This is a genomic window from Saonia sp. (genome assembly GCF_056326165.1).
Window position 1 is genome coordinate 110,697 of record NZ_JBWFBN010000006.1, and the last position, 25,684, is coordinate 136,380.

25 protein-coding genes are annotated in these 25,684 nt (G+C 34.9%); 11 read left to right on the top strand and 14 right to left on the bottom strand.

Annotated elements, in window-relative coordinates:
• Position 1: 1 nt before the first annotated feature.
• Positions 2–709, bottom strand: coding sequence for a peptidylprolyl isomerase (locus AC000W_RS07465; protein WP_474747268.1), 708 nt, complete (start codon positions 707–709; stop codon positions 2–4).
• Between AC000W_RS07465 and AC000W_RS07470 the strand changes: the two genes are divergently transcribed.
• Both AC000W_RS07470 and AC000W_RS07475 read left to right on the top strand, forming a co-directional pair.
• Positions 708–1,349: an NUDIX hydrolase gene (locus AC000W_RS07470; protein WP_474747269.1), complete on the top strand. Its 642-nt coding sequence runs from the start codon at positions 708–710 to the stop codon at positions 1,347–1,349. The genes AC000W_RS07465 and AC000W_RS07470 overlap by 2 nt on opposite strands.
• 26 nt (positions 1,350–1,375) lie before the next feature.
• Positions 1,376–2,179: a lysophospholipid acyltransferase family protein gene (locus AC000W_RS07475; RefSeq protein ID WP_474747271.1), complete on the top strand. Its 804-nt coding sequence runs from the start codon at positions 1,376–1,378 to the stop codon at positions 2,177–2,179.
• Here AC000W_RS07475 and AC000W_RS07480 read toward each other — a convergent pair.
• The 3 genes from AC000W_RS07480 to AC000W_RS07490 form a co-directional block, all read right to left on the bottom strand.
• Positions 2,176–2,817, bottom strand: coding sequence for a hypothetical protein (locus tag AC000W_RS07480; RefSeq protein WP_474747368.1), 642 nt, complete (start codon positions 2,815–2,817; stop codon positions 2,176–2,178). The genes AC000W_RS07475 and AC000W_RS07480 overlap by 4 nt on opposite strands.
• A 7-nt stretch (positions 2,818–2,824) precedes the next feature.
• Positions 2,825–3,319: an RNA polymerase sigma factor gene (locus AC000W_RS07485; RefSeq protein WP_474747272.1), complete on the bottom strand. Its 495-nt coding sequence runs from the start codon at positions 3,317–3,319 to the stop codon at positions 2,825–2,827.
• Between the two features lie 77 nt (positions 3,320–3,396).
• Complete coding sequence (locus AC000W_RS07490) at positions 3,397–4,821, bottom strand: amidohydrolase (RefSeq protein WP_474747273.1); 1,425 nt, start codon at positions 4,819–4,821, stop codon at positions 3,397–3,399.
• 104 nt (positions 4,822–4,925) lie between these two features.
• Between AC000W_RS07490 and AC000W_RS07495 the strand changes: the two genes are divergently transcribed.
• Positions 4,926–6,218 carry an NAD(P)/FAD-dependent oxidoreductase gene (locus AC000W_RS07495; RefSeq protein WP_474747275.1) on the top strand — a complete coding sequence of 431 codons (1,293 nt, stop codon included), beginning with the start codon at positions 4,926–4,928 and terminating at the stop codon, positions 6,216–6,218.
• Positions 6,219–6,256: 38 nt separating this feature from the next.
• Here the strand turns inward: AC000W_RS07495 and AC000W_RS07500 are convergent, their stop codons facing one another.
• Both AC000W_RS07500 and xerD read right to left on the bottom strand, forming a co-directional pair.
• Positions 6,257–6,919 (bottom strand): lysoplasmalogenase, encoded by a 663-nt coding sequence (locus AC000W_RS07500; protein WP_474747276.1) that lies wholly within the window; start codon positions 6,917–6,919, stop codon positions 6,257–6,259.
• Positions 6,920–6,927: 8 nt separating this feature from the next.
• Positions 6,928–7,827 carry a site-specific tyrosine recombinase XerD gene (xerD, locus tag AC000W_RS07505; RefSeq protein ID WP_474747277.1) on the bottom strand — a complete coding sequence of 300 codons (900 nt, stop codon included), beginning with the start codon at positions 7,825–7,827 and terminating at the stop codon, positions 6,928–6,930.
• A gap of 101 nt (positions 7,828–7,928) precedes the next feature.
• Between xerD and AC000W_RS07510 the strand changes: the two genes are divergently transcribed.
• On the top strand, positions 7,929–8,528 hold the full coding sequence (locus AC000W_RS07510; RefSeq protein ID WP_474747279.1) for a porin family protein: 600 nt from the start codon (positions 7,929–7,931) through the stop codon (positions 8,526–8,528).
• A 77-nt stretch (positions 8,529–8,605) separates the two neighbouring features.
• Complete coding sequence (aroQ, locus tag AC000W_RS07515; protein WP_474747280.1) at positions 8,606–9,019, top strand: type II 3-dehydroquinate dehydratase; 414 nt, start codon at positions 8,606–8,608, stop codon at positions 9,017–9,019.
• A 139-nt stretch (positions 9,020–9,158) separates the two neighbouring features.
• Here aroQ and AC000W_RS07520 read toward each other — a convergent pair whose 3' ends face one another.
• The 4 genes from AC000W_RS07520 to AC000W_RS07535 all read right to left on the bottom strand — a co-directional run bounded on the left by AC000W_RS07520 (position 9,159) and on the right by AC000W_RS07535 (position 12,124).
• Entirely contained in the window at positions 9,159–9,440 is a 282-nt protein-coding gene (locus AC000W_RS07520; RefSeq protein ID WP_474747281.1) for a DUF3817 domain-containing protein, read from the bottom strand.
• Positions 9,440–10,831, bottom strand: a complete 1,392-nt coding sequence (gene lpdA / locus AC000W_RS07525) for a dihydrolipoyl dehydrogenase (protein WP_474747283.1) — start codon at positions 10,829–10,831, stop codon at positions 9,440–9,442. The genes AC000W_RS07520 and lpdA overlap by 1 nt, the downstream gene beginning before the upstream one ends.
• 106 nt (positions 10,832–10,937) lie before the next feature.
• Positions 10,938–11,429, bottom strand: coding sequence for a peptide-methionine (R)-S-oxide reductase MsrB (gene msrB, locus AC000W_RS07530; RefSeq protein ID WP_474747284.1), 492 nt, complete (start codon positions 11,427–11,429; stop codon positions 10,938–10,940).
• Positions 11,430–11,560: 131 nt separating this feature from the next.
• Positions 11,561–12,124 carry a collagen-like protein gene (locus AC000W_RS07535; protein WP_474747286.1) on the bottom strand — a complete coding sequence of 188 codons (564 nt, stop codon included), beginning with the start codon at positions 12,122–12,124 and terminating at the stop codon, positions 11,561–11,563.
• Between the two features lie 216 nt (positions 12,125–12,340).
• Here AC000W_RS07535 and glgB point away from each other — a divergent pair, with 216 nt between their 5' ends.
• The 5 genes from glgB to AC000W_RS07560 all read left to right on the top strand — a co-directional run bounded on the left by glgB (position 12,341) and on the right by AC000W_RS07560 (position 19,985).
• A complete protein-coding gene (glgB, locus tag AC000W_RS07540) occupies positions 12,341–14,236 on the top strand; it encodes a 1,4-alpha-glucan branching protein GlgB (RefSeq protein WP_474747288.1) in 1,896 nt (631 codons plus the stop codon).
• Positions 14,237–14,347: 111 nt separating this feature from the next.
• Positions 14,348–16,747 (top strand): glycoside hydrolase family 31 protein, encoded by a 2,400-nt coding sequence (locus tag AC000W_RS07545; RefSeq protein WP_474747289.1) that lies wholly within the window; start codon positions 14,348–14,350, stop codon positions 16,745–16,747.
• A 41-nt stretch (positions 16,748–16,788) separates the two neighbouring features.
• Complete coding sequence (locus AC000W_RS07550) at positions 16,789–17,598, top strand: M48 family metallopeptidase (protein ID WP_474747291.1); 810 nt, start codon at positions 16,789–16,791, stop codon at positions 17,596–17,598.
• Positions 17,599–17,665: 67 nt separating this feature from the next.
• Positions 17,666–18,991, top strand: a complete 1,326-nt coding sequence (locus AC000W_RS07555; protein ID WP_474747292.1) for an MFS transporter — start codon at positions 17,666–17,668, stop codon at positions 18,989–18,991.
• A gap of 103 nt (positions 18,992–19,094) precedes the next feature.
• The gene (locus AC000W_RS07560) at positions 19,095–19,985 is read left to right on the top strand and encodes a dienelactone hydrolase family protein (protein ID WP_474747293.1); all 891 of its coding nucleotides are present in this window, start codon (positions 19,095–19,097) and stop codon (positions 19,983–19,985) included.
• A 70-nt stretch (positions 19,986–20,055) separates the two neighbouring features.
• On the opposite strand, the gene AC000W_RS07565 is transcribed toward AC000W_RS07560, so the two are convergent.
• Genes AC000W_RS07565 through AC000W_RS07580 form a run of 4 tightly spaced genes read right to left on the bottom strand, consistent with a single transcriptional unit; the run spans position 20,056 to position 22,992 of the window.
• Positions 20,056–20,781, bottom strand: coding sequence for a head GIN domain-containing protein (locus AC000W_RS07565; protein WP_474747295.1), 726 nt, complete (start codon positions 20,779–20,781; stop codon positions 20,056–20,058).
• Positions 20,782–20,802: 21 nt separating this feature from the next.
• The gene (locus AC000W_RS07570; RefSeq protein WP_474747296.1) at positions 20,803–21,891 is read right to left on the bottom strand and encodes a DUF4097 family beta strand repeat-containing protein; all 1,089 of its coding nucleotides are present in this window, start codon (positions 21,889–21,891) and stop codon (positions 20,803–20,805) included.
• Complete coding sequence (locus AC000W_RS07575; protein WP_474747298.1) at positions 21,872–22,432, bottom strand: hypothetical protein; 561 nt, start codon at positions 22,430–22,432, stop codon at positions 21,872–21,874. Before AC000W_RS07575 ends, AC000W_RS07570 begins: the two co-directional genes overlap by 20 nt.
• A 2-nt stretch (positions 22,433–22,434) precedes the next feature.
• The gene (locus tag AC000W_RS07580; protein WP_474747299.1) at positions 22,435–22,992 is read right to left on the bottom strand and encodes an RNA polymerase sigma factor; all 558 of its coding nucleotides are present in this window, start codon (positions 22,990–22,992) and stop codon (positions 22,435–22,437) included.
• 218 nt (positions 22,993–23,210) lie between these two features.
• Between AC000W_RS07580 and lon the strand changes: the two genes are divergently transcribed.
• Positions 23,211–25,661, top strand: coding sequence for an endopeptidase La (gene lon / locus AC000W_RS07585; protein ID WP_474747300.1), 2,451 nt, complete (start codon positions 23,211–23,213; stop codon positions 25,659–25,661).
• The last annotated feature ends 23 nt before the right edge of the window (positions 25,662–25,684 follow it).

The following is a 25,684-nucleotide window of genomic DNA, read 5'->3' on the forward strand; positions in this document are numbered from 1 at the left end:
GTTACTGTATAACCTCTGCCTTAATAATATAAATATTAGGTGAAGGCCAGTCGCCATCATCCACAGGTTGTTGGTTTATTATATCCACAACATCCATTCCTTGTATTACTTTGCCAAAAGGGGTATAGTCTCCATCTAAATGATACGAACCAGGGTTGGTAACTACAATAAAGAATTCATAAGGTGAAGCCAGCATATGTGGATTGTCTATTTCGCTACTGGGCATGGAAATAGTACCACGATGATGCTTATACCCTTTTCTTGTGTCAGGTGGTAGAAGATACTTGCCTATTTCCCTTCTCTTTTTTGCTGCCTCCATAGAATCGGAGTTGCCACCTTGGATGATAAAGTTTTTTACCACTCTATGGAACATGGTATTGTTAAAATATTCTTTTTTGGTTAGGTAAATAAAATTTGCTTTGTGGTAGGGAACATTATCATACAGCTCAACAATAAAACTACCAAGATTGGTAGTTATTTTTACTTTGCTCTCTACAAGCGTTTTTTGATAGTTAAAGAAAAAGTCAATCGCATTTTCCTCTGTTAAAACAAATTCCTCTTTTTCCTCTTCTTCAATCAAAGTAGCAATAGAATCCACTGCTTTCTGGCTTTGGAGTTTTGGGGTTACAGGCTTTTCCTTCGTAGTTTGTTTACAAGCGCCTAAAAAAAATAGTATTATTGTAATGTATGCTAATCTTTTAACCATCATGAACTTTACTGATTTCTCCCAACAGGTTTCAAAAATAGAAAATCTACCGCTTCCTGGGATAGATTCTCATTATAAAATGGCACCATTGGCAAGAGTTTTAGAATTAAAAGAAGAAGATGTTAAAAAAAGAAACCCAAGAAAAGCAGGGGTTATGGCCCTGTTTTATCCTGATGCAGTCGATAATACCCATTTGCTCCTTATTTTAAGAAGAACCTATGAAGGAATTCATAGCAACCAAATAAGTTTTCCTGGGGGTAAAATGGAGCATACTGATGAAGATTTGCTCTCTACGGCATTGAGAGAAACCCATGAAGAAGTAGGTGTGCATCCCAAAAATGTGAAAGTTATTAAAGAACTATCACAAGTATATATTCCTCCTAGCAATTTTAAAGTATTCCCTTATTTGGGGTTATATAATATGGATGCACCCTTTAGGCTGCAAGAAGACGAAGTAGAGGCATTGGTTGAAGTTTCTTTGATGGAATTTATGGATGAGAAGATGGTAATTAAAGAAAAAATAACAACTTCCTATGCTCAAGATTGGGAGGTACCTGCTTTTAAATTAAATGGTTATACCGTTTGGGGAGCAACAGCTATGATGTTGAGTGAGGTAAAGGAGCTGTTTAAACAAGTGTTATAAAACCATATTTTGTAGTTTTGCAATCTATGGGCATATTTAAAGAAAATCCTTTTGGGCATATACTGTTCTTGAAGAAATGGCTGATTCGCATTTTGGGAATCATGTCACATCAACGTTATAAAGGATTTAATAAACTGGAGGTTGAGGGTTCGGAAATAATAAGAAACCTTCCAGATACCAATGTACTTTTTGTAAGCAATCACCAAACTTATTTTGCGGACGTAGTAGCTATGTTCCATGTCTTTAATGCTAGTCTTAGTGGTAGGGACGATAGTATTAAAAATATTGGTTACATATGGCATCCTAAGCTAAATATGTACTATGTAGCTGCCGCGGAAACCATGAAAAAAAGTCTATTGACCAAAATATTAGCCTATGCAGGATCCATTAGTATACAGCGTACATGGCGGGCTGAAGGCAAGGATGTTAATAGACAAGTAAAAATGAGCGATATTTCTAATATTGGAACAGCATTAAATGATGGTTGGGTCATTACTTTTCCTCAAGGAACTACTACACCATGGAAACCTCTAAGAAAAGGAACAGCTCATATAATTAAAAAATATAAACCAGTCGTGGTACCTGTTGTCATAGATGGTTTTAGACGTTCTTTTGATAAAAAAGGACTTAGAGTAAAGAAAAAAGGGATTTTACAATCTATGGTGATAAAAGAACCTATAGAAATTGATTATGAAAATGAATCTATGGAGGTAATTATAGAAAAATTGGAATTTGCCATTGAACAACATCCTTCCTTTTTAAAAGTACTTTCAAAAGCAGAATTATTGGCCCTTGAAGAAGAAAATAAGGAGCGCCAGTGGCGGGCTTAAACTTCTAATTGCTTTAATTCCTTATAATTTCTGTTAAGTTTTTTTAGTAGAATTCCATAGAGTAGAAAATAGATTGCTCCCATGACCAAAACAATAACTACACTTAAGATACTCATCGTCCAAAGAAATATGCTTTTATATTTTTCTGGAGAAATGTCTTTATCTTCTGGGATTGGAAAAACATCAAAAATTGCATCACTTAAATAAATAGAAACTATAAACAGTATACAAGTAACAAATAATATGGAAAGGCAAAAAATTACATAATGCTTAACAGTTCTTCTAGTTTTAATTATTTTATCCATTAAATTTTTAGCACTATCCAATACGGAAATCTCTTTATATCTTTTATAGAATTGATAAATAAAATATATAACTACTGAATACTGTATAATGGATAAACCTATCATTAGGTTACTTAATCCAAGTTGGTTATATACATCTAGATTTTTCCTTAATGAAGGAAAAAGATAGGCAATGTGTGGTAACACAAATTCTAAAATGCTGATTATCATTATCCATTTTACTATAGATGATGACTTTTTCCATAGCATATTATGGATTTCGCTGTAGGACAATTTTGGAAGATGCTCTTCCTTTTTTTGCCAGTCTTTTTTTAATAATTCTAATTCGTCCATCATATCCTTAAGGATTAAGTATGGTTTTTAATTTATTTTTTATGCGGTTCATTTTAACACGAGTGTTTACTTCTGTAATACCCAATGTTTCCGCTATTTCTGTATAATTCTTATTCTCTAAATAAAGAAAAACCAATGCTTTGTCTATATCGCCTAATTGCTTTACAGCATTGTACATCAGTTTTAATTGTTCTTCTTGTGTATTGTCATATTCATCGGATTTTATTTTAAAAATAACCGATTCATAATCTTGTGTCTTAATAGTTCTTTTTGACTTTCTATATAGTGTTATTGCCGTGTTCAATGATACTCTGTACATCCATGTACTGAATTTTGAATCTCCCCTGAATTTAGGATATGCCTTCCATAATTGTATGGTTATTTCTTGAAACAAATCGTTATGGGAATCCCTATCATTTGTATACAGACTACAGACCTTGTGAACAATGTTTTGATTGCTCTCTAGTTCTGTTACAAATTTATGTTCCAGTTCTTTATCCAAATTTTATTAGAAGGTTGATTACTCTATAAGTAACACAGATTAAAGATTTGTTACAGGTAAAATAAAAATAAATGTATTTATTTCCTGTAATCCAATGCTGGTGGGCGGTCACCTAAGAGTGGAATATAGACAAAATCGGCACCTCGCTTTTCAGTAAGTTCTTCCTTTGCTTTTTTGATCAGGTTAGTATCTTTTAATATATCAATAGCAGTCAGTGTTAATGTTTTTGCAGCAATCATCATACCTTTTTGTCCAATAGAAGTCCCTCCGGCAGCCACTGCTTGCCAACTATGCGCTGGTGTTCCTGGCACCCAAGTTGCAGTTCCCATACCAGCTGTGGGAACGGTGAAACTAACGTCGCCTACATCTGTGGAACCATATGCCCTCGCTTCTGTTCTATACGGTTGAACCCCTCTTGCTGTTTCCAAGTCGGTTTTATCATAACCTAAAGTTTTGGAAATCTTATCAGCAAACTCTAGTTCTACATCAGTATAGGTGATGCCACCTACTTTTGATAAATTATCATGCATCACTTTTTGAATAGTAAGGTTGGGTAATAATTCATGGACCCCTCCAATCATTTCATAATCCATTGTCGTTCCAGTGCCTAAGGCCGCACCTTTTGCCGCTTTTACAATTCTGTCAAAGACATCGATTACAACATCCCTATTATTATGACGGGCATAATAATATACTTCGGCAAAATTTGGAACTACATTGGGAGCTTTACCACCGTCTGTTATTACATAATGAATTCTTGCCTCTTGCGGGATATGCTCGCGCATCATATTTACCATATTATTCATAGCCTCAACACCATCCAGGGCAGACCTCCCTTTTTCTGGAGCACCAGCAGCATGAGCTGAAACTCCATAAAATCTAAATTTAGCAGATTTGTTTGCCAGGGCTGCTCCAGCACTTGCATAGTTTTGAGAACTAGGGTGCCAATGCAAGGCTACATCTACATCATTAAAAAGGCCTTCACGAACCATATAAACTTTTCCTGATCCACCTTCTTCTGCTGGACATCCATAAAAACGAACTGTACCTTTTATTTTATTTGTTTTCATCCAATCTTTAACTGCAATTGCTGCTGCAGTAGAAGCGGTTCCAAACAAGTGATGCCCACAAGCATGCCCAGCCAGTTTGTTTGCTGTTTTCTTTTCGGGTACTGCTTGCTGAGACAATCCTGGCAAGGCATCATATTCACCAAGAATAGCAATTACAGGATAGCCACTACCATATTCAGCAATAAAAGCTGTTGGAATCCCTGCAACCCCTTTTTTAATAGAAAATTCTTCGTCTGCCAATGTTTTTTGAAGCAAAGCAGAACTTTTCTCCTCTAAATATCCCATTTCAGCAAGATTCCAAATAGTATGGGCAATTGTTCCATAGGCTTCACTTTTACTATCTAATTTTTTAAGTACATCATCAATTTTTTTTTGGCCAAAACCAACAACAAATGTTAAACAAGCAATGACGGATAGGAGTATTTTTTTCATAATTGGAAGAATAAATTAGCTATTAGATAAATATACTAAAAACAAGTTCATTCTTTTGTGCTGACAAGGGTCTAATGCTTAATTTTGCGACTTATTTATCAATTATGAATATTCCACAGTCTAGTTTTCCAAGAATAGTAATTATTGGCGGTGGTTTTGCAGGTGTTTCATTGGCTAAAAAGTTAAGTAAGAAAGAAGTTCAGGTAGTATTGTTGGATAAGCACAACTACCATAATTTTCAGCCATTGCTGTATCAAGTTTCAACAGGTGGACTAGAACCAGATTCAATTGCCTATCCTATTAGAAAGATTTTACAAGATTATCCTAACTTCTTTTTTAGACTTGCTGAGGTTGAAGAAATTTCTACAGAAAATAAGATAATTAAGACTGATATAGGAGATTTAAAATATGATTATTTAGTGCTTGCAACTGGATCTGAAACCAATTTTTTTGGTAATACCGAAATAGAGAAGAATAGTATGGCCATGAAAACCATACCACAGGCACTGAACCTTAGAAGCCTTATTCTAGAAAATTTTGAGCAGGCATTGCTAACAGATGCAATGCACGAAAGGGATGCTCTTATGAATTTTGTTATTGTAGGCGGTGGTCCTACAGGAGTTGAGTTGGCTGGTGCATTGGCGGAAATAAAAAAAGGAATCTTACCCAAGGATTACCCAGATTTGGACACAAGAAGGGCTCAAATAAATTTAATTCAATCTGGAGATTGTCTTTTAAAGGGAATGAGTGCCAAGGCATCTAAAAAAGCGGAAGATTTTTTAGAAAAATTGGGAGTGCAAGTATGGAAAGAAACTCGAGTTACGGGGTATGACGGAAAATTGGTTACTACTAAAACCGATCTTACTTTTGAATCCGCCACCTTGGTTTGGGCAGCAGGGGTAAAAGCGGTTAGTATTAAAGGGTTGGATGCCATAGATTTTCTTACTTATGGTAACCGACTAAAAGTGAACGAATTTAGTCAGGTCAAAGGATTTGTTGATGTTTTTGCTATCGGTGATGTGGCTTTTATGGAAACAAAAGATAGCCCTAATGGGCACCCAATGATGGCACAGCCAGCCATACAACAAGGAAAATGCTTGGGAGACAACTTGGTTAGGATATTGGAAAACAAGCCTTTAGAATCGTTTCAATACAAAGACAAAGGAAGTATGGCAACCATTGGCCGTAACAAAGCTGTGGTAGATTTGCCAAAATTTAAGTTCCAAGGTGTCTTTGCATGGTTTGTGTGGATGTTTGTACACCTGTTTTTTTTAATTGGTTTCCGCAATAGAATGGTGGTCTTTGTAAACTGGGTTTATAATTATATTCGTTTTGATCGGGAGGCACGTTTAATTATTAGACCATACAAGAAGAATTATACTCAATTTAAGGATTAATACCTTGGAGATGTTCTTTATGATTATATCAGTAAGTTTTAATCAGTTTCCGTAATTCCACCGTAAACAATTAATAATTGTGCTAAACCATATGTGAGCATAATTGCTACACCCGAAAAAGGAAAATCAGTATAAAATTTATTGAGGGCCAAAAGTGAATCTGAAATAATAAAAAAGAGTGCTCCAAAAAGCAAAAACAAATAGCTTGCTGAATTTACAAAAGACTTCCTTATCAAAGCAACTAACCCCAGTAACATAATTGCAAAAATATAGATTATGACATAGGGCAATAATGCTCCAAGATTGGGTCCAATAAAGAAAAGTATTAAAGCAGTATATAAAAGCAAACCAATTGAGGAAATTACAAGATACTTAGATTGTAGAAATGATTTCTTAAAAAACCCAGTGATATACATGAGGTGTGCCATTAAAAAAGCAAAAAGACCACCCATAAAGTAGAGTTCAGATTTATTGGTGAACATTAGCAAAACATCACCAAGTAATGAGAACAACAACCCAAGGGCTATAAACTTTTTAGTTCTACTATGTACCTTCTTTTGTAATAACAAAAAGACTAGTAGAGAAATAGTAATGGCTGGTTTTGTGGCGTAACGGATGGATTCATATTTGGCAAATGCACAGCCTATTAAATCCATTGACAAAATAATGCCAAAAATAATAGTGAATAACCTGTTCTTCATAACTGCTCTTAATTTTTTCTTGGATGAAATTTATTTAAAACATCAGCTAAATGACTGCGGTCTACATGCATATATACCTCAGTTGTAGTAATGCTTTCATGTCCTAACATTTGTTGTATTGCTCTTAAATCTGCGCCGTTTTCTAATAAATGGGTGGCAAAGGAGTGCCTAAACGTATGCGGACTAATATTCTTTTTCAACCCAATTTTTTCAGCTAATTGTTTTATAATGGTGAATACCATGGCTCTTGTCAATTGCTTCCCCCTTCTATTTAGGAACAACGTGTCCTCATAACCTTTTTGGATGGTCATGTGTACTCTAACTTCTTTTCTATAGATATTGATGTACTTTTTATTGACCTTGCTAATGGGTACAAAACGTTGTTTGTCTCCTTTGCCAGTTACTTTTATAAAATCTTCATCAAAGAATAGGTCAGATATTCTTAAACCTATTAGTTCTGATACTCGTAATCCACAGCCATACAATGTTTCTAACATAGCTCTATTGCGTTCACTTTCTGGCTTAGAAAGGTCAATAGCTTCTATAAGAGCGTTAATTTCCTCTTCTGAAAGTGTATCTGGAAGTTTTCTGCCAATTTTAGGGGACTCTATTAAATCTAAAGGATTGTCTTTTCTATAATCTTCAAAAACCAGATAATTAAAAAAACTTTTGAGACCAGAAATAATACGTGCCTGTGATCTTGGGTTTACGGCTGTAGCAACCTCATAGATAAATTGCTGAACAGTTTCTTTATTAATGGATAGGGGAGTTTCTGTTAGTTTATGTGATTCTAGAAACAATAGGAGTTTTTCAACATCAAACACATAATTTTTTATTGAATTGGCAGATAATCCACGTTCTATACTTAGATAATGTTGATAATCTTGTATGGCTTGTTTCCAATTCATTACTCCAAAGATAGTATCATATCATTCAAAAAAAATAGTGGCACACCATTTGATTTAAGTTTTTATATATTTGAGAAAACACAAACGAAACACTAATTATTATGAAAAAATTATTTATTGCTCTTATTGTAGCATCATTCTTGCACCTGGGCTTGCAAGCCCAAGGAAATGTAAAATTTGGGGTAACTGGTGGACTGCTTAACACCAATGCTGATATAAACGTATCTCTTTTAGGATTTAATTTGGCAAACCTTGATGCTGTTAACAAAACTGGTTTTTATGTTGGAGGCCTGTTGGATATTGCCGCTACCGATAAATTACATGTGCAACCAGAACTTACCTATGGTAGTGCTGGGGATTTGTCCTTTGTTTATTTACCTGTTATGGCAAAATATTATGTAGCGGATGGCTTTCATGTACAAGCAGGACCACAATTTAGTTTCTCATCTAATTTGGATGATATTAAACAGGCAATACAAGATGTAGAAGGCGTTTTGGGAACGAATGGTAATATTGATGATGTGTTGAATACTGTTGGGGTAGAACTTGGTTTTGGCGCTGGGTTTGATGTTAGTGAAAACTTTATGATTCAGGCACGATATGCATTTGCACTTACAGATTGGTATTCAGGACCTTTAGGAGGGTCATTAGATGTTAAAAGTGCAACATTAAATATCGGCGTAGCTTATTTCTTTAAATAGGGAAGAAAAAATATATTAAAAAGCGGAAGTTTATCTTCCGTTTTTTTTTGCATTTATTTTCATTTACTTTTACCATTATGAAGCTACTAATCATAAACGGACCAAATTTAAACCTTCTCGGTAAGCGCGAACCAGAGGTATACGGCAGTACTACTTTTGAAGATTATTTTAAAACGTTGCAAGCTAAATTTTCTGAAATTTCTCTGGAATATTACCAATCTAATATAGAGGGAGAAATCATAGATAAATTACATGAAGTTGGTTTTTCGTATGATGGAATTATACTCAATGCTGGCGCTTATACCCATACTTCAATTGGTATTGGAGATGCTATAAAAGGGATTGAAACTCCAGTTATAGAGGTTCATATATCTAATACCCATAAACGAGAGGAATTTAGACATGTGTCCTATATTTCCCCAGTGGCAAAAGGTGTTATTCTTGGTTTTGGATTACAAAGCTATGATTTGGCAATACAGAGTTTTTTGTAGTTTTTACGTCATTGCGAACATAGTAAAGCAATCTCCATATGAGCAATATATCTTAAAAAGTTATACCTGTATTTTTAAGGAATGTGTAGCAATTAAAAACCTTGGTATAAGGTTTCGATTCTGCTCAGCCAAACATTTTTTACTGTTCTCCTTTTAAATACTTTTTGTCTACATAAAAAGTAGCAAAAGGTAAAAGGGATGCAATTCCTAAAATAAAAAACTTTTTAAAGCCCCACTTTTTTTCAAAAGTCAGTATAACCAATAACACAACATAGGCAATAAAAAGTCCTCCATGTACATAACCTATCCATTTATTAGGTTCTGGAATATTTGCCCAATACTTTAAGGGCATACTAAATCCAAAAAGCATAAGGTAGGAGATGCCTTCTAGGATGGCTGTTCCTCTAAAGATTTTTAGCATTATAAGTGGATTACTTCATCATAAGCATGAGCTACAGCTTCCATAACTGCTTCACTCATGGTTGGGTGTGGGTGTACTGCTTTTAAAATCTCATGTCCAGTAGTTTCTAACTTACGTGCAACAACAGCTTCTGCAATCATATCTGTAACTCCAACACCGATCATATGACAACCTAACCATTCACCATATTTGGCATCAAAAATTACTTTAACAAACCCATCTGGATTTCCAGCAGCTTTTGCTTTACCACTAGCGGAGAAAGGAAATTTACCAATTTTAATATCCAATCCTTTTTCTTTTGCTTGTTTTTCAGTTAGACCTACAGATGCAATTTCGGGCATGCAATAAGTACAACCTGGTATGTTTCCATAATCCAATGGCTCAACATGCATTCCAGCAATTTTTTCTACACATATAATTCCCTCTGCCGAGGCAACATGAGCTAATGCAGGCCCAGGAGTTACATCACCAATGGCATAATATCCTGGAATGTTTGTTTGGTAAAAATCATTGACCAAAATCTTATCTCTATCGGTAGCAATACCAACATCCTCCAAACCTATGTTTTCTATATTGGTTTTTATACCCACTGCAGAAAGCACTATGTCTGCTTCCAAGATTTCTTCTCCTTTACTGGTTTTAACAGTCACTTTAACTCCTTCTCCAGATGTATCAACCTTTGTTACTTCAGAAGAAGTCATTATTTTAACTCCTGCTTTTTTAAAGCTGCGCTCCAATTGTTTGGAAACATCCTCATCTTCAACAGGAACAATATTTGGCAAATATTCAACAACAATTACTTCTGTACCCATTGCATTGTAGAAATACGCGAATTCAATCCCGATAGCACCACTACCAACTACAACCAATTTTTTAGGTTGCTTTTTTAGACTAAGGGCTTCACGATATCCAATGATTTTTTCACCATCTTGTGGCAAACTTGGTAATTCTCTACTACGGGCACCTGTAGCAATAATTATATGATTGGCGGAATATTCTGTTTCTTTTCCATCTTCAGCAGTTACTACTACTTTTTTGCCAGATTTTATTTTTCCAAATCCGTTAATGACTTCAATTTTATTTTTTTTCATTAAAAACTGAACGCCTTTGCTCATTCCATCAGCAACATTTCGGCTTCTTTTTACTACAGCATTAAAATCTTTGTCCACTCCATCAGCTATAAGTCCATAATCGCCAGCATGTTGCAAATACTCAAAAACTTGAGCAGATTTCAACAATGCTTTTGTTGGAATACAGCCCCAATTTAAGCAAATACCACCTAGGCTTTCCTTTTCTATAATGGCTACTTTTAAACCCAATTGAGAGGCTCTAATAGCCGTAACATAACCTCCAGGACCACTACCTAAAACAATAACATCAAAGTTGCTCATGAATATTTTTTTTGATATGCTTTTTTGCAGGTGCAAAGTTACAAAACCAAAACGGAAAGCCTATAAGGGGAGTAAAAATTAATAAACTAAAATTTCATTTTTTAATTTAACCTTTAGGAATAAATTTTAGTGCCGCACCATTAATACAATGTCTTTCTCCAGTGGTTTCTCTTGGACCGTCATTAAATACATGTCCTAAATGCCCACCACATGTAGCACAATGTTCCTCAGTACGCGCGTATCCTATTTTGTAGTCGGTGTCAAAAGCAACATTTCCTTCAATTTCACGGTCAAAACTTGGCCACCCTGTGCCAGATTTAAACTTATGATCGCTTTTGAACAATTCTGTGTTGCAACCTGCGCAGACATAGACCCCTTTTTCCTTATTGTTTAGTAAATCACTGGTAAAAGCATTTTCTGTTCCCGCTTTTCGAAGGATGTAGTATTGCAAATCAGTCAATTGGCTTCTCCACTCTGCATCTGTTTTTGTAACCGCATACTGTTCTTGTTTTGCAGATTCCTCTATTTTTTTTTCTTGAGAATTCCCTTTGCATCCAACTAGGACAAGAAATACAATAAAATATATTTTTTTGAACATGATGTATTTAAATGTTAAGGATTAAATATAATTCAAAATTAATATAACCATATCACAATTTTATCACGGAAACATAAAAGAAAACCCTATCCTCAAAATGAAGATAGGGTTCTGCTAAATTGTGTTGGGGATTAATCTAGCATAATTTTTTGTACATTCTTTTCTTCTACCCCTAAAGCCTTCATAACAGATGAGATATTAGACTTATCCATTTTACCAGATGTAAAGTCCGCAGGAATAACTGCAATTCTGAAAACCTGATTGTCTGTATCACCAGCCTGTAATGTTCCCAAATCAAAATCAGATTCCAAGAAAATATTCACATCCAAAAATGTGTGGTCATAATTGTACTGTAACAGTCCTTGGTCCAAAATTCTAGTTTGTGGTAATAGTCTCCATATATCCACTGCTTCTCCATTGTTATCTTCAGTTTGATCCCATAAGAGGTATACCAATACCACATCAGACTCAAATACCTCAATAGTTTGTGGAAACTCAAAGAAAATGGAATAATCATCCTCTGGAGTAAAACTTCCCTCTATATCTATAACTTGGCCTAAAATATTTATACCATCTTGTCCATTCTGGCCATCAATCCCATCAAAACCATCAAACCCTGGAGGTCCTGGAGGTCCTTCACATGATATGATGAATAGAGTTAAAAATGCGCCGAGTACTAATGTGATTTTTTTCATAATATCTAATTTTTAATTGTTTGTGTTTGGTTCTCAATAAACAGAAATAGACTGTTTAGAACACTTAGTTATTGGTTAAAAACAAAAAGCATTCCAAAAAAATGTTTTTAGCAAAAAAACTTATTTTAATGAAAATGTATAGTGTACTGTATAAGTAACTTTTCATTAGAAAAACATTACTTTTGGTGCCTGTTAACAATATTACTTCTTATGCAAATGGCCAAAGTAATTACACATAGTTTATTTACGGAATTTGATATAAATCTTTTTAAATCAGGTAAGCACTATAAACTTTATGAAAAGCTAGGTTCACATGCTATAAAAGTAGATGGGGTTGAAGGAACTTATTTTGCCGTTTGGGCCCCATCAGCAAAGCAAGTTTCTGTAGTAGGTGATTTTAACTATTGGACAGGTGGGGAGCATAATCTTTATGTAAGGTGGGATGAAAGTGGTATTTGGGAAGGTTTTATTCCAAATATAGGCCATGGCAGTAAGTACAAGTATAAAATAGAGTCTAATAATAATGGTATAATTACAGAAAAAGCTGATCCTTTTGGCAGGTATTGTGAGCATCCACCGAATACAGCTTCTGTAGTTTGGAATGCAGATTATAAATGGAACGATTCTGCTTGGATGGGCTACAGAGCAGATAAAAATGGGCTAGACAAACCCTATGCCGTTTACGAAGTTCATTTGGGTTCGTGGAAAAGGAAGAATGGCAATGAATTTATGTCTTACCTAGATTTGGCCGACGATTTAGTAAAATACCTTAAGGAAATGAACTTTACACACGTAGAGTTTATGCCTATTATGGAATATCCGTACGACCCTTCTTGGGGATATCAACTTACAGGATATTTTGCGCCTACATCTAGATTTGGAAAACCGGAGGAATTTAAAACGCTGGTTGATAAATTGCATCAAAACGATATTGGAGTTATTTTGGATTGGGTACCTTCTCATTTTCCAGAAGATGCGCACGGTCTAGGCTTTTTTGATGGATCTCATTTATATGAACACCCAGATTATAAAAAAGGATACCATCCAGATTGGAAAAGCTTGATTTTTAACTATGGAAGAAATGAAGTAAGGGCCTTTTTAATTAGTAACGCTTTGTTTTGGCTGGATCAATTTCATGCAGATGCCTTGCGAGTAGATGCTGTTGCTTCTATGCTTTATTTGGATTATTCTAGAGAAGAAGGTGAGTGGGAGCCTAATATGTACGGTAACAATGAAAATTTAGAAGCCATTTCTTTTATTAGAGAACTTAATGAAACCATATATACAACTTTTGATGGTGTACAGACCATTGCAGAAGAATCAACCGCTTTTACAGGAGTTTCCAAACCTGTAGAATATGGTGGGCTTGGTTTTGGAATGAAATGGATGATGGGTTGGATGCACGATACGTTGGAGTATTTTAAAAAAGAACCAATTTATAGAAAGCACCATCAGAATGATTTAACATTTAGTATGACCTATACGTTTACAGAGAATTTTATGCTTCCTTTTTCTCATGACGAGGTGGTTTATGGTAAGCAATCCCTCTTGTATAGAATGCCAGGAGATGAGTGGCAACGTTTTGCAAATCTTAGATTGTTGTTTGGGTATATGTATACCCATCCAGGTGCCAATCTTGTTTTTATGGGCGGTGAATTTGGGCAGTCCTCGGAATGGAATTTTCAACAAAGTTTGGATTGGCATTTGATTCAGTACGATTTTCATGCAGGGGTACAAAAAATGGTAAAGGATTTAAATGGCATTTATAAAAATTATCCTGCATTATATGAAAAACAGTTTAGCTCAGAAGGGTTCCAGTGGATAGATTATGGAGACCATGAAAATTCCGTTTTAACGTATATTAGAAAAGGGCATGATGAGAAAAATGATGTAATTGTGGCTTGTAATTTTACGCCAGTTCCTAGGGAAAATTATAGAGTGGGAGTACCTTTAAAAAAGAAGTTAAAAGAGATATTTAATAGTGATGATGTTGCCTATGGAGGTAGTGGAATGCTTAATAAAAATGTAAAAACTACCATGGAGCCTTGGCATGGATATAATAACTCTATTGAAATTGATATTCCACCGCTAGGTGTTGTCATTTTTCAATAAAAAATAGTATAAAAAAATCACATTATGCAAATACTTCGGTAATGTGCATTGTATAGTTTTAATATTATCGACCAAAGTATTTCTTTTGTTGGGGAATAAAATAAATAATTTATGATTACCAATACTGATGTTAATAAAAGAGGAAATCAATTTCCAAATTTTATCACTTCGTTTAAGCAAGAAAAAGATAAAGTATATTTTACAACCAAAAATGGAGTTATATTAGAAATAACCATTTTAAGAGATAGTGCTGTTCGTTTTAGATATGCTACAGAACATGTTTTTGAACCAGATTTTTCTTATGCTATAAGTGATGATGTAAGCACAGGATATAATCATTTAGAAGTAACCGAGGAAATTCCAGAATATGTTATAAAAACCTCTAAGATTATTATCTATGTAAAAAAGGATGACTTAAAAGTACAAATAGCAGATTTAGAGGGGAACATAATAAATGAGGACGAGCTTGGCTTTCATTGGGAAGAAAATTTTGATTACGGTGGTAACATTGTAAAAATGAGTAAAGTAACCCAGTCTGGTGAGAGCTATTATGGAATGGGTGATAAAGCTTCACATACTAATCTAAAAGGGAAAAGAGTAAACAATTGGGTCACTGACCAATATGCTTATGGAAAAGATCAAGAACCTTTATATAAATCTATTCCTTTTTATATTGGTTTGCATAACGAAGCTGCATATGGAATTTTCTTTGACAACTCTTTTAGCACTTATTTTGATTTTGCTCATGAAAAAAGGCATGTGACTAGTTTTTGGGCAGATGGAGGAGAAATGAATTACTATTTTTTCTATGGCCCCAAAATGTCGCAAGTTGTTGAAGCTTATACAGATTTAACTGGGGTACCAGAGTTGCCACCGATGTGGGCAATGGGCTTTCATCAATCCAAATGGAGTTATTTCCCTGAAAAAAATGTAAAGAAAATTGCATCTACTTTTAGGGAGAAAAATATACCCTGTGATGCCATTTATTTGGACATAGATTATATGGAAGGTTTTCGTTGTTTTACCTGGGACAACAAACGTTTTCCAAACCCTAAAAAAATGGTTGATGATTTAATGGAAATTGGCTTTAAGACAGTGACCATGATTGACCCAGGAATTAAAATTGACAATGAATATTGGGTATATCAACAGGCTATGGACAATGGTTTCTTTTGCCGTAGGGCAGATGGTCCACATTTTAAAGGAAAAGTATGGCCTGGAGAATGTAAATTTCCTGATTTTACAAATCCAGAGGTGAGAGAATGGTGGGCTGGTCTTTATAAAGAAATGATGGCAGATATTGGTGTTCATGGTGTTTGGAATGATATGAACGAACCAGCTATTATGGAAGTGCCCACAAAGACTGCCAACTTGGATATGAGACACGATTATGATGGTCACCCTTGCAGTCACCGTAAGGCTCATAACGTTTATGGTATGCAAATGGTTCGTGCAACTTATGACGGATTAAAAAAGTTTACTTATCCAAAAAGACCTTTTGTATTAACTAGAGCAGCCTATTCTGGAACACAAAGATATTGTGCTACTTGGACTGGGGACAATGTAGCTACCTGGGAACATCTTTGGATTGCCAATGTTCAGATTCAACGTATGTGCATAAGCGGGTATTCTTTTGTGGGAACAGATATTGGAGGTTTTGCCGAACAACCCAATGGGGAATTGTTTGCTAGATGGATTCAATTAGGAATTTTCCATCCTTTTTGCAGGGTACATTCCAGTGGCGACCATGGAGACCAAGAACCTTGGTCTTTTGGTGAAGAAATAACAGATATAGTTAGAAAGTTTATAGAGCTTAGGTATCAATTGTTACCGTATCTCTATACCATGTTCTATAAATATATTAAGGACGGTTTGCCAATGATACAGTCTTTGGTTTTCTATGATCAAGGTGATTCTCAAACCCATTTTAGGACAGATGAGTTCATTTTTGGGGAGAAAATTTTGGTTTGCCCAGTACAGGAACCAAATGCTCAAGGACGTAGGATGTATATACCTAGGGGAGAATGGTATAATTATTGGACAGACGAAATGGTAAAGGGTGGTGTGGAAAAATGGGTATCTGCAGACTTGGACAAAGTGCCAATGTTCATAAAAGCGGGAGCCATGATTCCAAAATACCCAATACAACAATATGTTGGTGAAAAGGAAATTGAGGAGTTAGTTCTAGATGTATATTATAAAGATGGTATAGAACATTCAGAAATTTATGAAGACCAACAAGACGGGTACGACTATAAAAAGGGAAGATATAGTTTGAGAAAATTTAGATTAAGAGGAAAACAAGATGAGCTTATTATTCAGCAATTTAAAGATGGTAGTTTTATTACACCTTACAAAACATTTAAATTGCAGTTTCATGGATTACCCTTTACAATTGAAACTATAGAAGTTGATAATGAGCAAGTTGAAACCAGTTCTGTAAAACTTAACCAAAATAATAGTATTATAGTAAGTAAAGACTTTACAGAATTACATATAACAGGGAATTAATTTTTTTGTAAATTACCTATGTTAAAATAAACACTAACATTATGAAAAAAGTAGTATTGGTAATGGCCATTTTTTTGGGCGTTGCCTCATGTAAAGTAAATCCCTTTACAGGGAAAAAAGTATTGAATTTTTACCCAAATAGTCAGATTTTTCCAATGGCTTTTGCGCAATACGATCAATTTTTAGGGGAGAACGAAACAGTGACTGGTACAGCAGAAGCCAACATGATTCGAAAAGTTGGTCAACGAATCTCATCTGCGGCAGAAAGATGGTTAACAGCAAATGGATATCCTGGATACCTTAAAGATTATCAATGGGAGTATAACCTGGTAAAGGATGAAACTGTAAATGCTTGGTGCATGCCTGGGGGTAAAATTGTATTCTATACAGGAATTTTACCTATTGCACAACAAGAAACAGGAGTGGCAGTAATTATGGGTCACGAGGTTGCCCATGCTTTGGCCGATCATGGAGCCCAACGTATGAGTGCTGGTACACTGCAACAAGTGGGAGCCGTTGCAGGAAATGTAGCCATTAAAGACCCACAGAAAAGGAATATGTTTAACCAAGCATATGGCATAGGTTCCCAATTGGGACTAATGCTTCCTTTTAGTAGAAGTCATGAAACTGAGGCTGATAGAATTGGTTTGCAAATTATGGCCATTGCAGGTTACAATCCAGATGAAGCTGCAGAACTTTGGAAAAGAATGAAGGCAAATAGTGGAGGAGAGGCTCCACCAGAGTTTATGAGTACGCATCCATCCAATGATACAAGAATTGCTAACCTTACTGCTTGGGCACCATTGGCTAAAGAAGAAGCTGCAAAGTATGGTGTTGTATCTTATTATTAATTAAAAGAAATTATTAATTGTATATTAGAAGCTGCTCTTTTTAGAGCAGCTTTTTTATTTTTAGCATATGGTAAAAGCATTGGCAATCAAAGGGAGTAAAAAACTTTTAAACGCATGGGCATTTTATGATTGGGCAAATTCGGTATATAGTTTGGTCATTGCATCGGCTATTTTTCCCATCTTTTATGGAGCTCTTTTTAGAACTGCGGAAATAGAGAAAGTAACGGTTTTTGGAGGTGAAATTGCTAGAGCTCCTCTTATTAGTTATGTGACCTCTTTGGCTTTTGTGTTTATTGCATTGATTATTCCGTTGTTATCAGGAATTGCTGATTACTTGGGGAACAAAAAAATATTCATGAAATTCTTTTGCTATTTGGGTGGAATTTCTTGTATAGGACTCTATTGGTTCTCTTTAGAAAATATTTATATAGGTTTAATCTGTTATTTCTTTGGTTTGGTAGGTTTTTGGGTAAGTTTTGCTATCAATAATTCATACCTGCCAGATATAGCCTTTCCAGAACAGCAGGACCGCATTAGTGCCAAAGGTTTTTCTATGGGTTATGTAGGTAGTGTTATTTTACTTCTTTTTAATTTGGCCATGGTGATGAAACCCGCTTTTTTCGGAATTCAAGGTGATGCGGGTGAAGCGGCAGAGATAAAAGCCATGAAGTATTCCTTTATTACAGTGGGTGTTTGGTGGATTTTATTTAGTCAATACACATTTAAGCATTTGCCAAAAGGAAACAAAAGGGAAGGGGAACGCAAGAATATTATTCTAAACGGTTTTAAAGAATTAAAAGGGGTATGGCATCAATTAGGAACTGAAACCAAGTTAAAACGGTACTTGGGTGCTTTTTTTGTTTACAGTATGGCAGTACAGACCATTATGTTGATAGCTGCTTATTTTGGCGAAGAAGAAATTATGTGGGGTTCGGATAGTGAACGTACAACTGGATTGATTATCAGTATTCTTGTGATACAAGTTGTGGCTATTTTAGGAGCCACTTTAACGGCCTTGGCCTCTAAAACATTTGGAAATGTAAAGACCCTTATTTTTGTTAATATTTTATGGGTGATTATATGTATATATGCCTATTTTATGGTAACTCCCATGGATTTTTATATAGCTGCCGGGTGTGTAGGTATGGTAATGGGCGGTATACAAGCCTTATCTAGATCTACATATTCAAAATTTTTACCTGAGACAACAGATACTACTTCCTTTTTTAGTTTTTATGATGTAGCGGAGAAAATAGGAATCATTATTGGCACATTTCTTTATGGTTTTGTGGCACAAGTGAGTAGTATGCGCAACGCCACCATATTTCTTGGGCTGTTTTTTATAATAGGGGCTGTTTTGCTTACAAGGGTTAATATTCAAAAGAAGCAATAATATTTTTTTAACTTTTTAAAGTTTGATTTTTTACTTTTTTACCTGAACTTTAGTAAGTTACAAATAGAAGTAAGTTGAAATTTATTCTGCAAACTTAGGTATTATGAAAAAACTTAAAAAGGAAGATATAAATCAAGAGGTATTTGATTTATACGATGATTATGCACACAATAAAATTGATAGAAAACAATTTCTTAAAAAGTTGTCACTTTATGCCGTTGGGGGAATAACAATTCCATCTCTTCTTAGTTTTATAATGCCCAACTATAAAGATTCTATTTTGGTAAAACCAAATGATTCTAGATTAGAATCGGGGTTTATTAATTATGATTCTCCAGATGGTGGAGGAAATATAAAGGCTCTTTTTTCTAAACCTGTTGAATCTAAAGGTAAATTACCAGGGATTGTTGTTGTGCATGAGAATCGTGGGCTTAATCCATACATAGAAGACGTTGGAAGAAGGGCTGCTTTAGAGGGTTTTATGACATTGGCACCAGATGCACTATCTCCACTTGGGGGATATCCTGGAAATGACGATGAAGGAAGAGCAATGCAAAGAAAAAGAGACCGAAACAAAATGCTGGAAGATTTTATTGCTGCATATGAATACCTTATTAACCATAAAGATTGCAATGGAAAAGTTGGTGTTGTTGGATTTTGTTTTGGAGGGTGGATTTCAAATATGATGGCTGTAAGAATACCTTCTTTATCTGCCTCAGTCCCATTTTATGGAGGACAACCATCAGAAGAAGAAGCTGCAATGATAAAAGCACCTTTAATGCTTCAGTTTGCAGGGTTGGATCAAAGAGTAAATGCTGGGTGGCCGGCTTATGAAAAAGTGCTAAAGGAACATGATATTGAACATTCGGCTTATTTTTATCCAGATGTGAATCATGGTTTCCATAATAATACTACACCAAGATATGATGATTCTGCAGCTATACTGGCTTGGAATCGCACTATGTCTTTTTTTAAAACAAAGCTTAGTTCATAATAATATATAAAGAATACCAATAAAAAAGCCCCATAATTGGGGCTTTCTTGATGAATAAACTCAAGTTGTCTTAACTTTTGGAAATATCTCCAGATCCGGAAGATTTAGAATCGATTTTTTTAGGATTTCCCCTGTAGTGAATGTCACCTGATCCCGCAACACGGGCTTTCAATTCTTCATTTACGGTAACTTTAATATCAGCCGAACCAGATACTCGCGCATCCACATAATCGGCTTCCATATCATATGCCTTAATATCCCCAGAACCAGAAATACTTACATCAAAATTTGATGCTTTACCACTTAAGGTAATGTCCCCAGAACCAGACATGTTTGCTTTTATTGTCTTGGCTTCAACAGTGAGAGAAATATCTCCAGAACCAGAAATGGAAGTTCTAAAATTATCGGTTCTAATAGTTGTTTTACCTACAATGTCACCAGACCCAGATAAAGTTGCCGAATCAATACTTTCTATTGGTACAGTAATATGTATACCCTCCTTCCAAAGAGATGGCCTAAGATTAACTCCTTTTTCTACTTTAATGACCAGTTTACCATCTTTAACTTCCGTCTTAATGTACTCCAATAAATTTTCTTCTCCTTTTAATATAAGTTCGCCCTCATTGCCTGCAACTAAATCTACATCAAACCATCCAGCGAGTGCAACGTCATCATAATCGCCTACTGATCGCTCAATGGTTACAACGTTTCCGTTTCCTTTTATTTTTCGGCCCCATTGTGCAGTAACGGTAGCTACCATACATAGTGCTAATCCAAATGTTGTTAATTTTTTCATGATTGATTAATTTAAGATTGATTAATTTTTATAAAATGATACACTTCCATATTCACTATCCACAGAAACCTGGTTACCACTGTTTTTCTTTCCATGATAGCCTTTGTAATGTTTCTCTTGTGATTTTTCTATACTAATATTGATTTCAAATTCATCCTTACCACTTACACCAGCATATTCAGTTGTAATATCAAAGTCAAAATAATATTGAGCGTCATAGCCAATTTTAATTCCTGTATAGTCAGTTCTAATATTTATATTTCCAGCGTCGGCTGCCATATTGTTGATTTTTACCGAACCATAATCTGCAGAAATATCAACATTGCCATGTATAGTTCCTAACTTTATACCCACATAATCTCCAGTTCCATGTACGTTGTTGGCTTCTCCAATTTCCATACTTCCATAATCATTGGAATATTCCAAGTCTTCCATATGCTCAACGGTGGCATTGGTATAATCAGCTTTTATGGTTAAATCTCCTGCTTTTTCAACTGTAAAACCAGAATAATCTGCTATAATTTCTCCACTGTTTATATAGCCAATGGTAGAACGGGATGTGTAATCAAAATTTAGTTGATTGTTGCGTCCTCGTAATTCTCCAAGCTCTAACCTACCATAATCACAGTTTATTTTTGCATGGCCATCTACACGATCCAATATTATATTACCGTAATCGTTGTTAAGGTTTACACTATTTTTAATAGGGAGTTTAATAGTATAGTTAATTTGCATATTTACATTATTGTTACCCCAGTTCCATCCCCAACTGCTTTTATTTTTGTTGAAAATAGTTCTTGCGGATACCATACTATTACTGGCTTCAAAATCTACTGAAATATTATCCAATTTACGTTGTACTTTCTCTTCGTTGTTGCCATTGGTCTTTATATGGACCTCAATAACAATTCTATCCTCGTTCCAAGAGGTAATGTTTAGATTGCCATAACTGTTGTTTACTTTAAGTAAGGCATCAGCATTTACATTATACTCTTTTTTAATGGTTTTTTCTTTGGTATACTTTCCTTTAAGTTTCCCGTTGTTCGCCATAAGGGCGGTAGGAAGAGCAAATAGCATTACGGCTACATATTTAAATAGTAAAGTTTTCATCATTATAATTCTTTAAATTCTTAATTGTTTCTACTTGGTTTAAAACCTCTTGTAATAAATCTATCCTTGTTTGGAAGTTGGTGATCATTGCACTTAAGATGAGTTTGCTGTTACCACCATTTAAAAGGTCCAGCTCCAAAACCTGATAATTAGTCTCCAACTTTTTAAGTTGAATCATGGTATCATCTATCATCTTTTTTGTCTCTGGAGTACTTTCGCTCTCCAATTGTTTTACCTGCTCATTTATTAAATTGACAAAGTAAAATTCTGTTTGTGATGCTTCTGGTGATATCTCTGCCACTTGCTCCTCAATGGAGGACGTGTTGCCAAAAAAAAGATTTGCGCCAATTGCACATAACAATGCTATAGATGCCGCTATGGACAAAGGCTTCCACCAAGACTTTCTTTGGTGTATACTAACTGCTCCGTTATCGGTATTTAGCTTTTCCAAAAATCTGGTCTCATGCCCAGTCATTGGTTCTTCAATATCAAAAGAACCTTGTAGGCTTTTAAATAGGTCTTCTAAATTTTCTTCCTTCATAATTAAGCAGTTATCATTTTTTGTCTGAGGCTTTCTTTAGCCCTGGAAATGGTGGTTCTGCAATTTGCATAACTCATATCCATTATATTGCTAATTTCCTCATAGTCATACCCTTCTATTAAATGTAAGGTCAAAGAAATTCTGTAATTATCTTTTAACCGTTTCATGGTCTCCATCACTTTTTGAGCCTTCAGTTCTGTTGCGCCATAATCCGAAACAATCGCTTCATTATCTTCGACCTTATACAGAATATCATCCAGACCAACTTCCTTGTTCTTTTGTTGTTTTCTGTAATGATAAATACTGTTGTTTATTACAATCCGTTTTAACCAGGATCCAAAAGTTACATCACCTTTAAATGTTTGCAGTTTGGTGAACGCGTTCAAAAATGATTCCTGCATTACATCCTCGGCTTCGGCACTATTCTTAACAATTCTAAAAGCAGTGTTGTACATTGCTTTGTAGTACCGGTTGTAAATTTCCAATTGCGCTGTTTGTTTTCCTTTTAAACACAATTGCAATAATTCATCAATATCAGTATGTCCTTTAGTTTGGCTCAAAAAGTTCAAGGTTTGTATTAGAGATGATTCAATTTAAGGATTGTTACAGTTTTTTTAAGTTTTTTCTTCTTTGTTGGCATAAGAATTGAATTATTATGATGAAAGATAAAGCTATATACTTGTATTCTGTTAGTATTTAAGCTTTTACAAAATATATTTTAACAATAAAGAATTTAGATTTCTGTTTTATTATGACAGAATGACGCAGATATATAGATATGGGAGATGCTAAGTTTTCAAATTTTGACAATATGTCGTTACAGGGGATTGATGAGGATTCAGAGTTAATACCGCTTTTGACTGCCGAGGATGAAGAGGAAATGACAAAAGAAGGATTACCAGAAACGTTGCCTATTTTGCCTCTGAGAAATACAGTTTTGTTTCCGGGAGTTGTTATTCCGATTACTGCAGGGCGAGATTCATCTATCAATCTAATAAAAGATGCTAATAAAGGTTCTAAGGTTATAGGTGTGGTTTCGCAAAAGGACGAAAGTGTTGAAAATCCTGGAATTAAGGATATCAATACCCTAGGGACTGTAGCAAGAATTTTAAGAGTTTTAAAAATGCCTGATGGAAATACAACAGTTATTATCCAAGGTAAAAAACGTTTTGAAGTGGCGGAGGTTTTAACTGAAAAGCCATACATGACTGCTACTATAAGAGAAACAAAAGAAGAAAGGCCAGACCAAACCAATGAAGAGTTTTTGGCTATTATAGATTCTATTAAAGAACTTTCATTACAAATTATAAGAGACAACCCTAACATTCCAAGCGAAGCGTCTTTTGCTATAAAAAATATACAGAGCAATTCCTTTTTAATCAATTTTGTTTCCTCTAATCTTAACCTTCATGTTAAGGAAAAACAAGAGCTTTTAGAAATCCCCAATTTGCAGGAGCGAGCTATGGCAACTCTTAAATACATGAATGTTGAGCTCCAAAAACTGGAGCTAAAAAATGATATTCAGTCTAAGGTTCGTAGTGATTTAGATCAGCAACAACGGGAGTATTTTCTTCACCAGCAAATGAAAACCATTCAAGAAGAATTGGGAGGCATTTCTTATGAGGAAGAAGTGGATGATATGGCTGTAAAAGCCAAGGAGAAGAAATGGAGTGAAAAGGTGCAGGAGCATTTTGAAAGAGAACTAGCAAAAATGCGTCGCATGAATCCACAGGTTGCTGAATATTCCATTCAAAGAAATTATTTGGATTTGTTTTTGGACTTGCCGTGGAATGAATTTTCCAAAGATAAATTCGATTTAAAAAGAGCCCAAAAAATATTGGACAGAGACCATTATGGTCTCGAAGATGTAAAAAAGAGAATTATAGAGTATTTGGCAGTATTAAAGCTAAGGAACGATATGAAATCTCCAATTTTATGTTTGTATGGACCTCCTGGAACAGGAAAAACATCACTTGGAAAATCGGTTGCAGAAGCTCTTGGTAGAGAATATGTTAGAATTTCTTTAGGAGGATTGCGTGATGAAGCTGAGATACGTGGCCATAGAAAAACTTATATAGGCGCCATGCCGGGGAGAATAATACAAAGCCTTAAAAAGGCAGGAACATCAAATCCTGTTTTTATTTTGGACGAAATAGACAAATTATCCAACAGTCATCAAGGAGACCCATCATCAGCCATGCTAGAAGTTTTGGACCCCGAGCAAAATAGTGAGTTTTATGATAATTTCTTGGAAATGGGATATAATCTCTCCAAAGTAATGTTCATTGCAACGGCCAATAATTTATCTACCATTCAACCTGCATTAAGGGACAGAATGGAGATTATTAACGTTACTGGCTATACTATTGAGGAAAAGGTAGAAATTGCCAAAAGACACTTACTTCCCAAACAATTAAAAGAGCATGGTCTTGAAACAAAACATTTAAAAATTGGGAAACCTCAGTTAGAAAAAATAGTTGAAGGATATACTCGGGAATCTGGTGTGCGATCTTTGGAAAAGCAAATTGCTAAAATGGTACGTTATGCAGCTAAATCTATTGCTATAGATGAGGAGTATAATGTGAAAATTTCTAATGAGGATGTAGAAAAAGTATTAGGCCCAGCAAGGTTGGAGCGCGATAAATATGAAAATAATGATGTTGCAGGTGTTGTTACTGGTCTTGCATGGACAAGTGTTGGAGGGGATATTCTTTTTATAGAATCTATTTTATCTAAAGGAAAGGGAACCTTAAATATAACAGGGAATCTAGGCAAAGTGATGAAAGAGTCTGCCACTATTGCGATGGAATACATAAAATCCAATGCTGATATCTTTGGGATAGATTCAGAGGTTTTTGATAAATACAATGTACATATTCATGTTCCAGAAGGTGCAACCCCAAAAGATGGGCCAAGCGCAGGTATTACTATGTTAACATCTCTAGTTTCTTTATTTACTCAGAAAAAAGTAAAGAGAAGTTTGGCGATGACAGGTGAAATTACGCTGAGAGGAAAGGTATTACCAGTTGGTGGCATCAAAGAAAAAATATTAGCTGCCAAAAGAGCTAGAATAAAAGAAATTATTCTTTGTGAAGAAAATCGAAAAGATATTCTTGATATTAAGGAGGATTATTTAAAAGGACTTACATTTCATTATGTTTCTGAAATGAGTGAGGTTATAAATATTGCTATTTTAAATCAGAAAGTAAAGAATCCCAAAAAGCTTTAGAAAAACATTTCTTACTATTTTTG

Bases quoted from the DNA above. Each gene is read 5' to 3' on its own strand.
- AC000W_RS07470 (WP_474747269.1), top strand. From the start codon at position 708: ATGAACTTTACTGATTTCTCCCAACAGGTTTCAAAAATAGAAAATCTA.
- AC000W_RS07465 (WP_474747268.1), bottom strand. From the start codon at position 709: ATGATGGTTAAAAGATTAGCATACATTACAATAATACTATTTTTTTTA.
- AC000W_RS07475 (WP_474747271.1), top strand. From the start codon at position 1,376: ATGGGCATATTTAAAGAAAATCCTTTTGGGCATATACTGTTCTTGAAG.
- AC000W_RS07480 (WP_474747368.1), bottom strand. From the start codon at position 2,817: ATGGACGAATTAGAATTATTAAAAAAAGACTGGCAAAAAAAGGAAGAG.
- AC000W_RS07490 (WP_474747273.1), bottom strand. From the start codon at position 4,821: ATGAAAAAAATACTCCTATCCGTCATTGCTTGTTTAACATTTGTTGTT.
- AC000W_RS07495 (WP_474747275.1), top strand. From the start codon at position 4,926: ATGAATATTCCACAGTCTAGTTTTCCAAGAATAGTAATTATTGGCGGT.
- AC000W_RS07500 (WP_474747276.1), bottom strand. From the start codon at position 6,919: ATGAAGAACAGGTTATTCACTATTATTTTTGGCATTATTTTGTCAATG.
- xerD (WP_474747277.1), bottom strand. From the start codon at position 7,827: ATGAATTGGAAACAAGCCATACAAGATTATCAACATTATCTAAGTATA.
- AC000W_RS07510 (WP_474747279.1), top strand. From the start codon at position 7,929: ATGAAAAAATTATTTATTGCTCTTATTGTAGCATCATTCTTGCACCTG.
- aroQ (WP_474747280.1), top strand. From the start codon at position 8,606: ATGAAGCTACTAATCATAAACGGACCAAATTTAAACCTTCTCGGTAAG.
- AC000W_RS07520 (WP_474747281.1), bottom strand. From the start codon at position 9,440: ATGCTAAAAATCTTTAGAGGAACAGCCATCCTAGAAGGCATCTCCTAC.
- lpdA (WP_474747283.1), bottom strand. From the start codon at position 10,831: ATGAGCAACTTTGATGTTATTGTTTTAGGTAGTGGTCCTGGAGGTTAT.
- msrB (WP_474747284.1), bottom strand. From the start codon at position 11,429: ATGTTCAAAAAAATATATTTTATTGTATTTCTTGTCCTAGTTGGATGC.
- AC000W_RS07535 (WP_474747286.1), bottom strand. From the start codon at position 12,124: ATGAAAAAAATCACATTAGTACTCGGCGCATTTTTAACTCTATTCATC.
- glgB (WP_474747288.1), top strand. From the start codon at position 12,341: ATGGCCAAAGTAATTACACATAGTTTATTTACGGAATTTGATATAAAT.
- AC000W_RS07545 (WP_474747289.1), top strand. From the start codon at position 14,348: ATGATTACCAATACTGATGTTAATAAAAGAGGAAATCAATTTCCAAAT.
- AC000W_RS07550 (WP_474747291.1), top strand. From the start codon at position 16,789: ATGAAAAAAGTAGTATTGGTAATGGCCATTTTTTTGGGCGTTGCCTCA.
- AC000W_RS07555 (WP_474747292.1), top strand. From the start codon at position 17,666: ATGGTAAAAGCATTGGCAATCAAAGGGAGTAAAAAACTTTTAAACGCA.
- AC000W_RS07560 (WP_474747293.1), top strand. From the start codon at position 19,095: ATGAAAAAACTTAAAAAGGAAGATATAAATCAAGAGGTATTTGATTTA.
- AC000W_RS07565 (WP_474747295.1), bottom strand. From the start codon at position 20,781: ATGAAAAAATTAACAACATTTGGATTAGCACTATGTATGGTAGCTACC.
- AC000W_RS07570 (WP_474747296.1), bottom strand. From the start codon at position 21,891: ATGAAAACTTTACTATTTAAATATGTAGCCGTAATGCTATTTGCTCTT.
- AC000W_RS07575 (WP_474747298.1), bottom strand. From the start codon at position 22,432: ATGAAGGAAGAAAATTTAGAAGACCTATTTAAAAGCCTACAAGGTTCT.
- lon (WP_474747300.1), top strand. From the start codon at position 23,211: ATGGGAGATGCTAAGTTTTCAAATTTTGACAATATGTCGTTACAGGGG.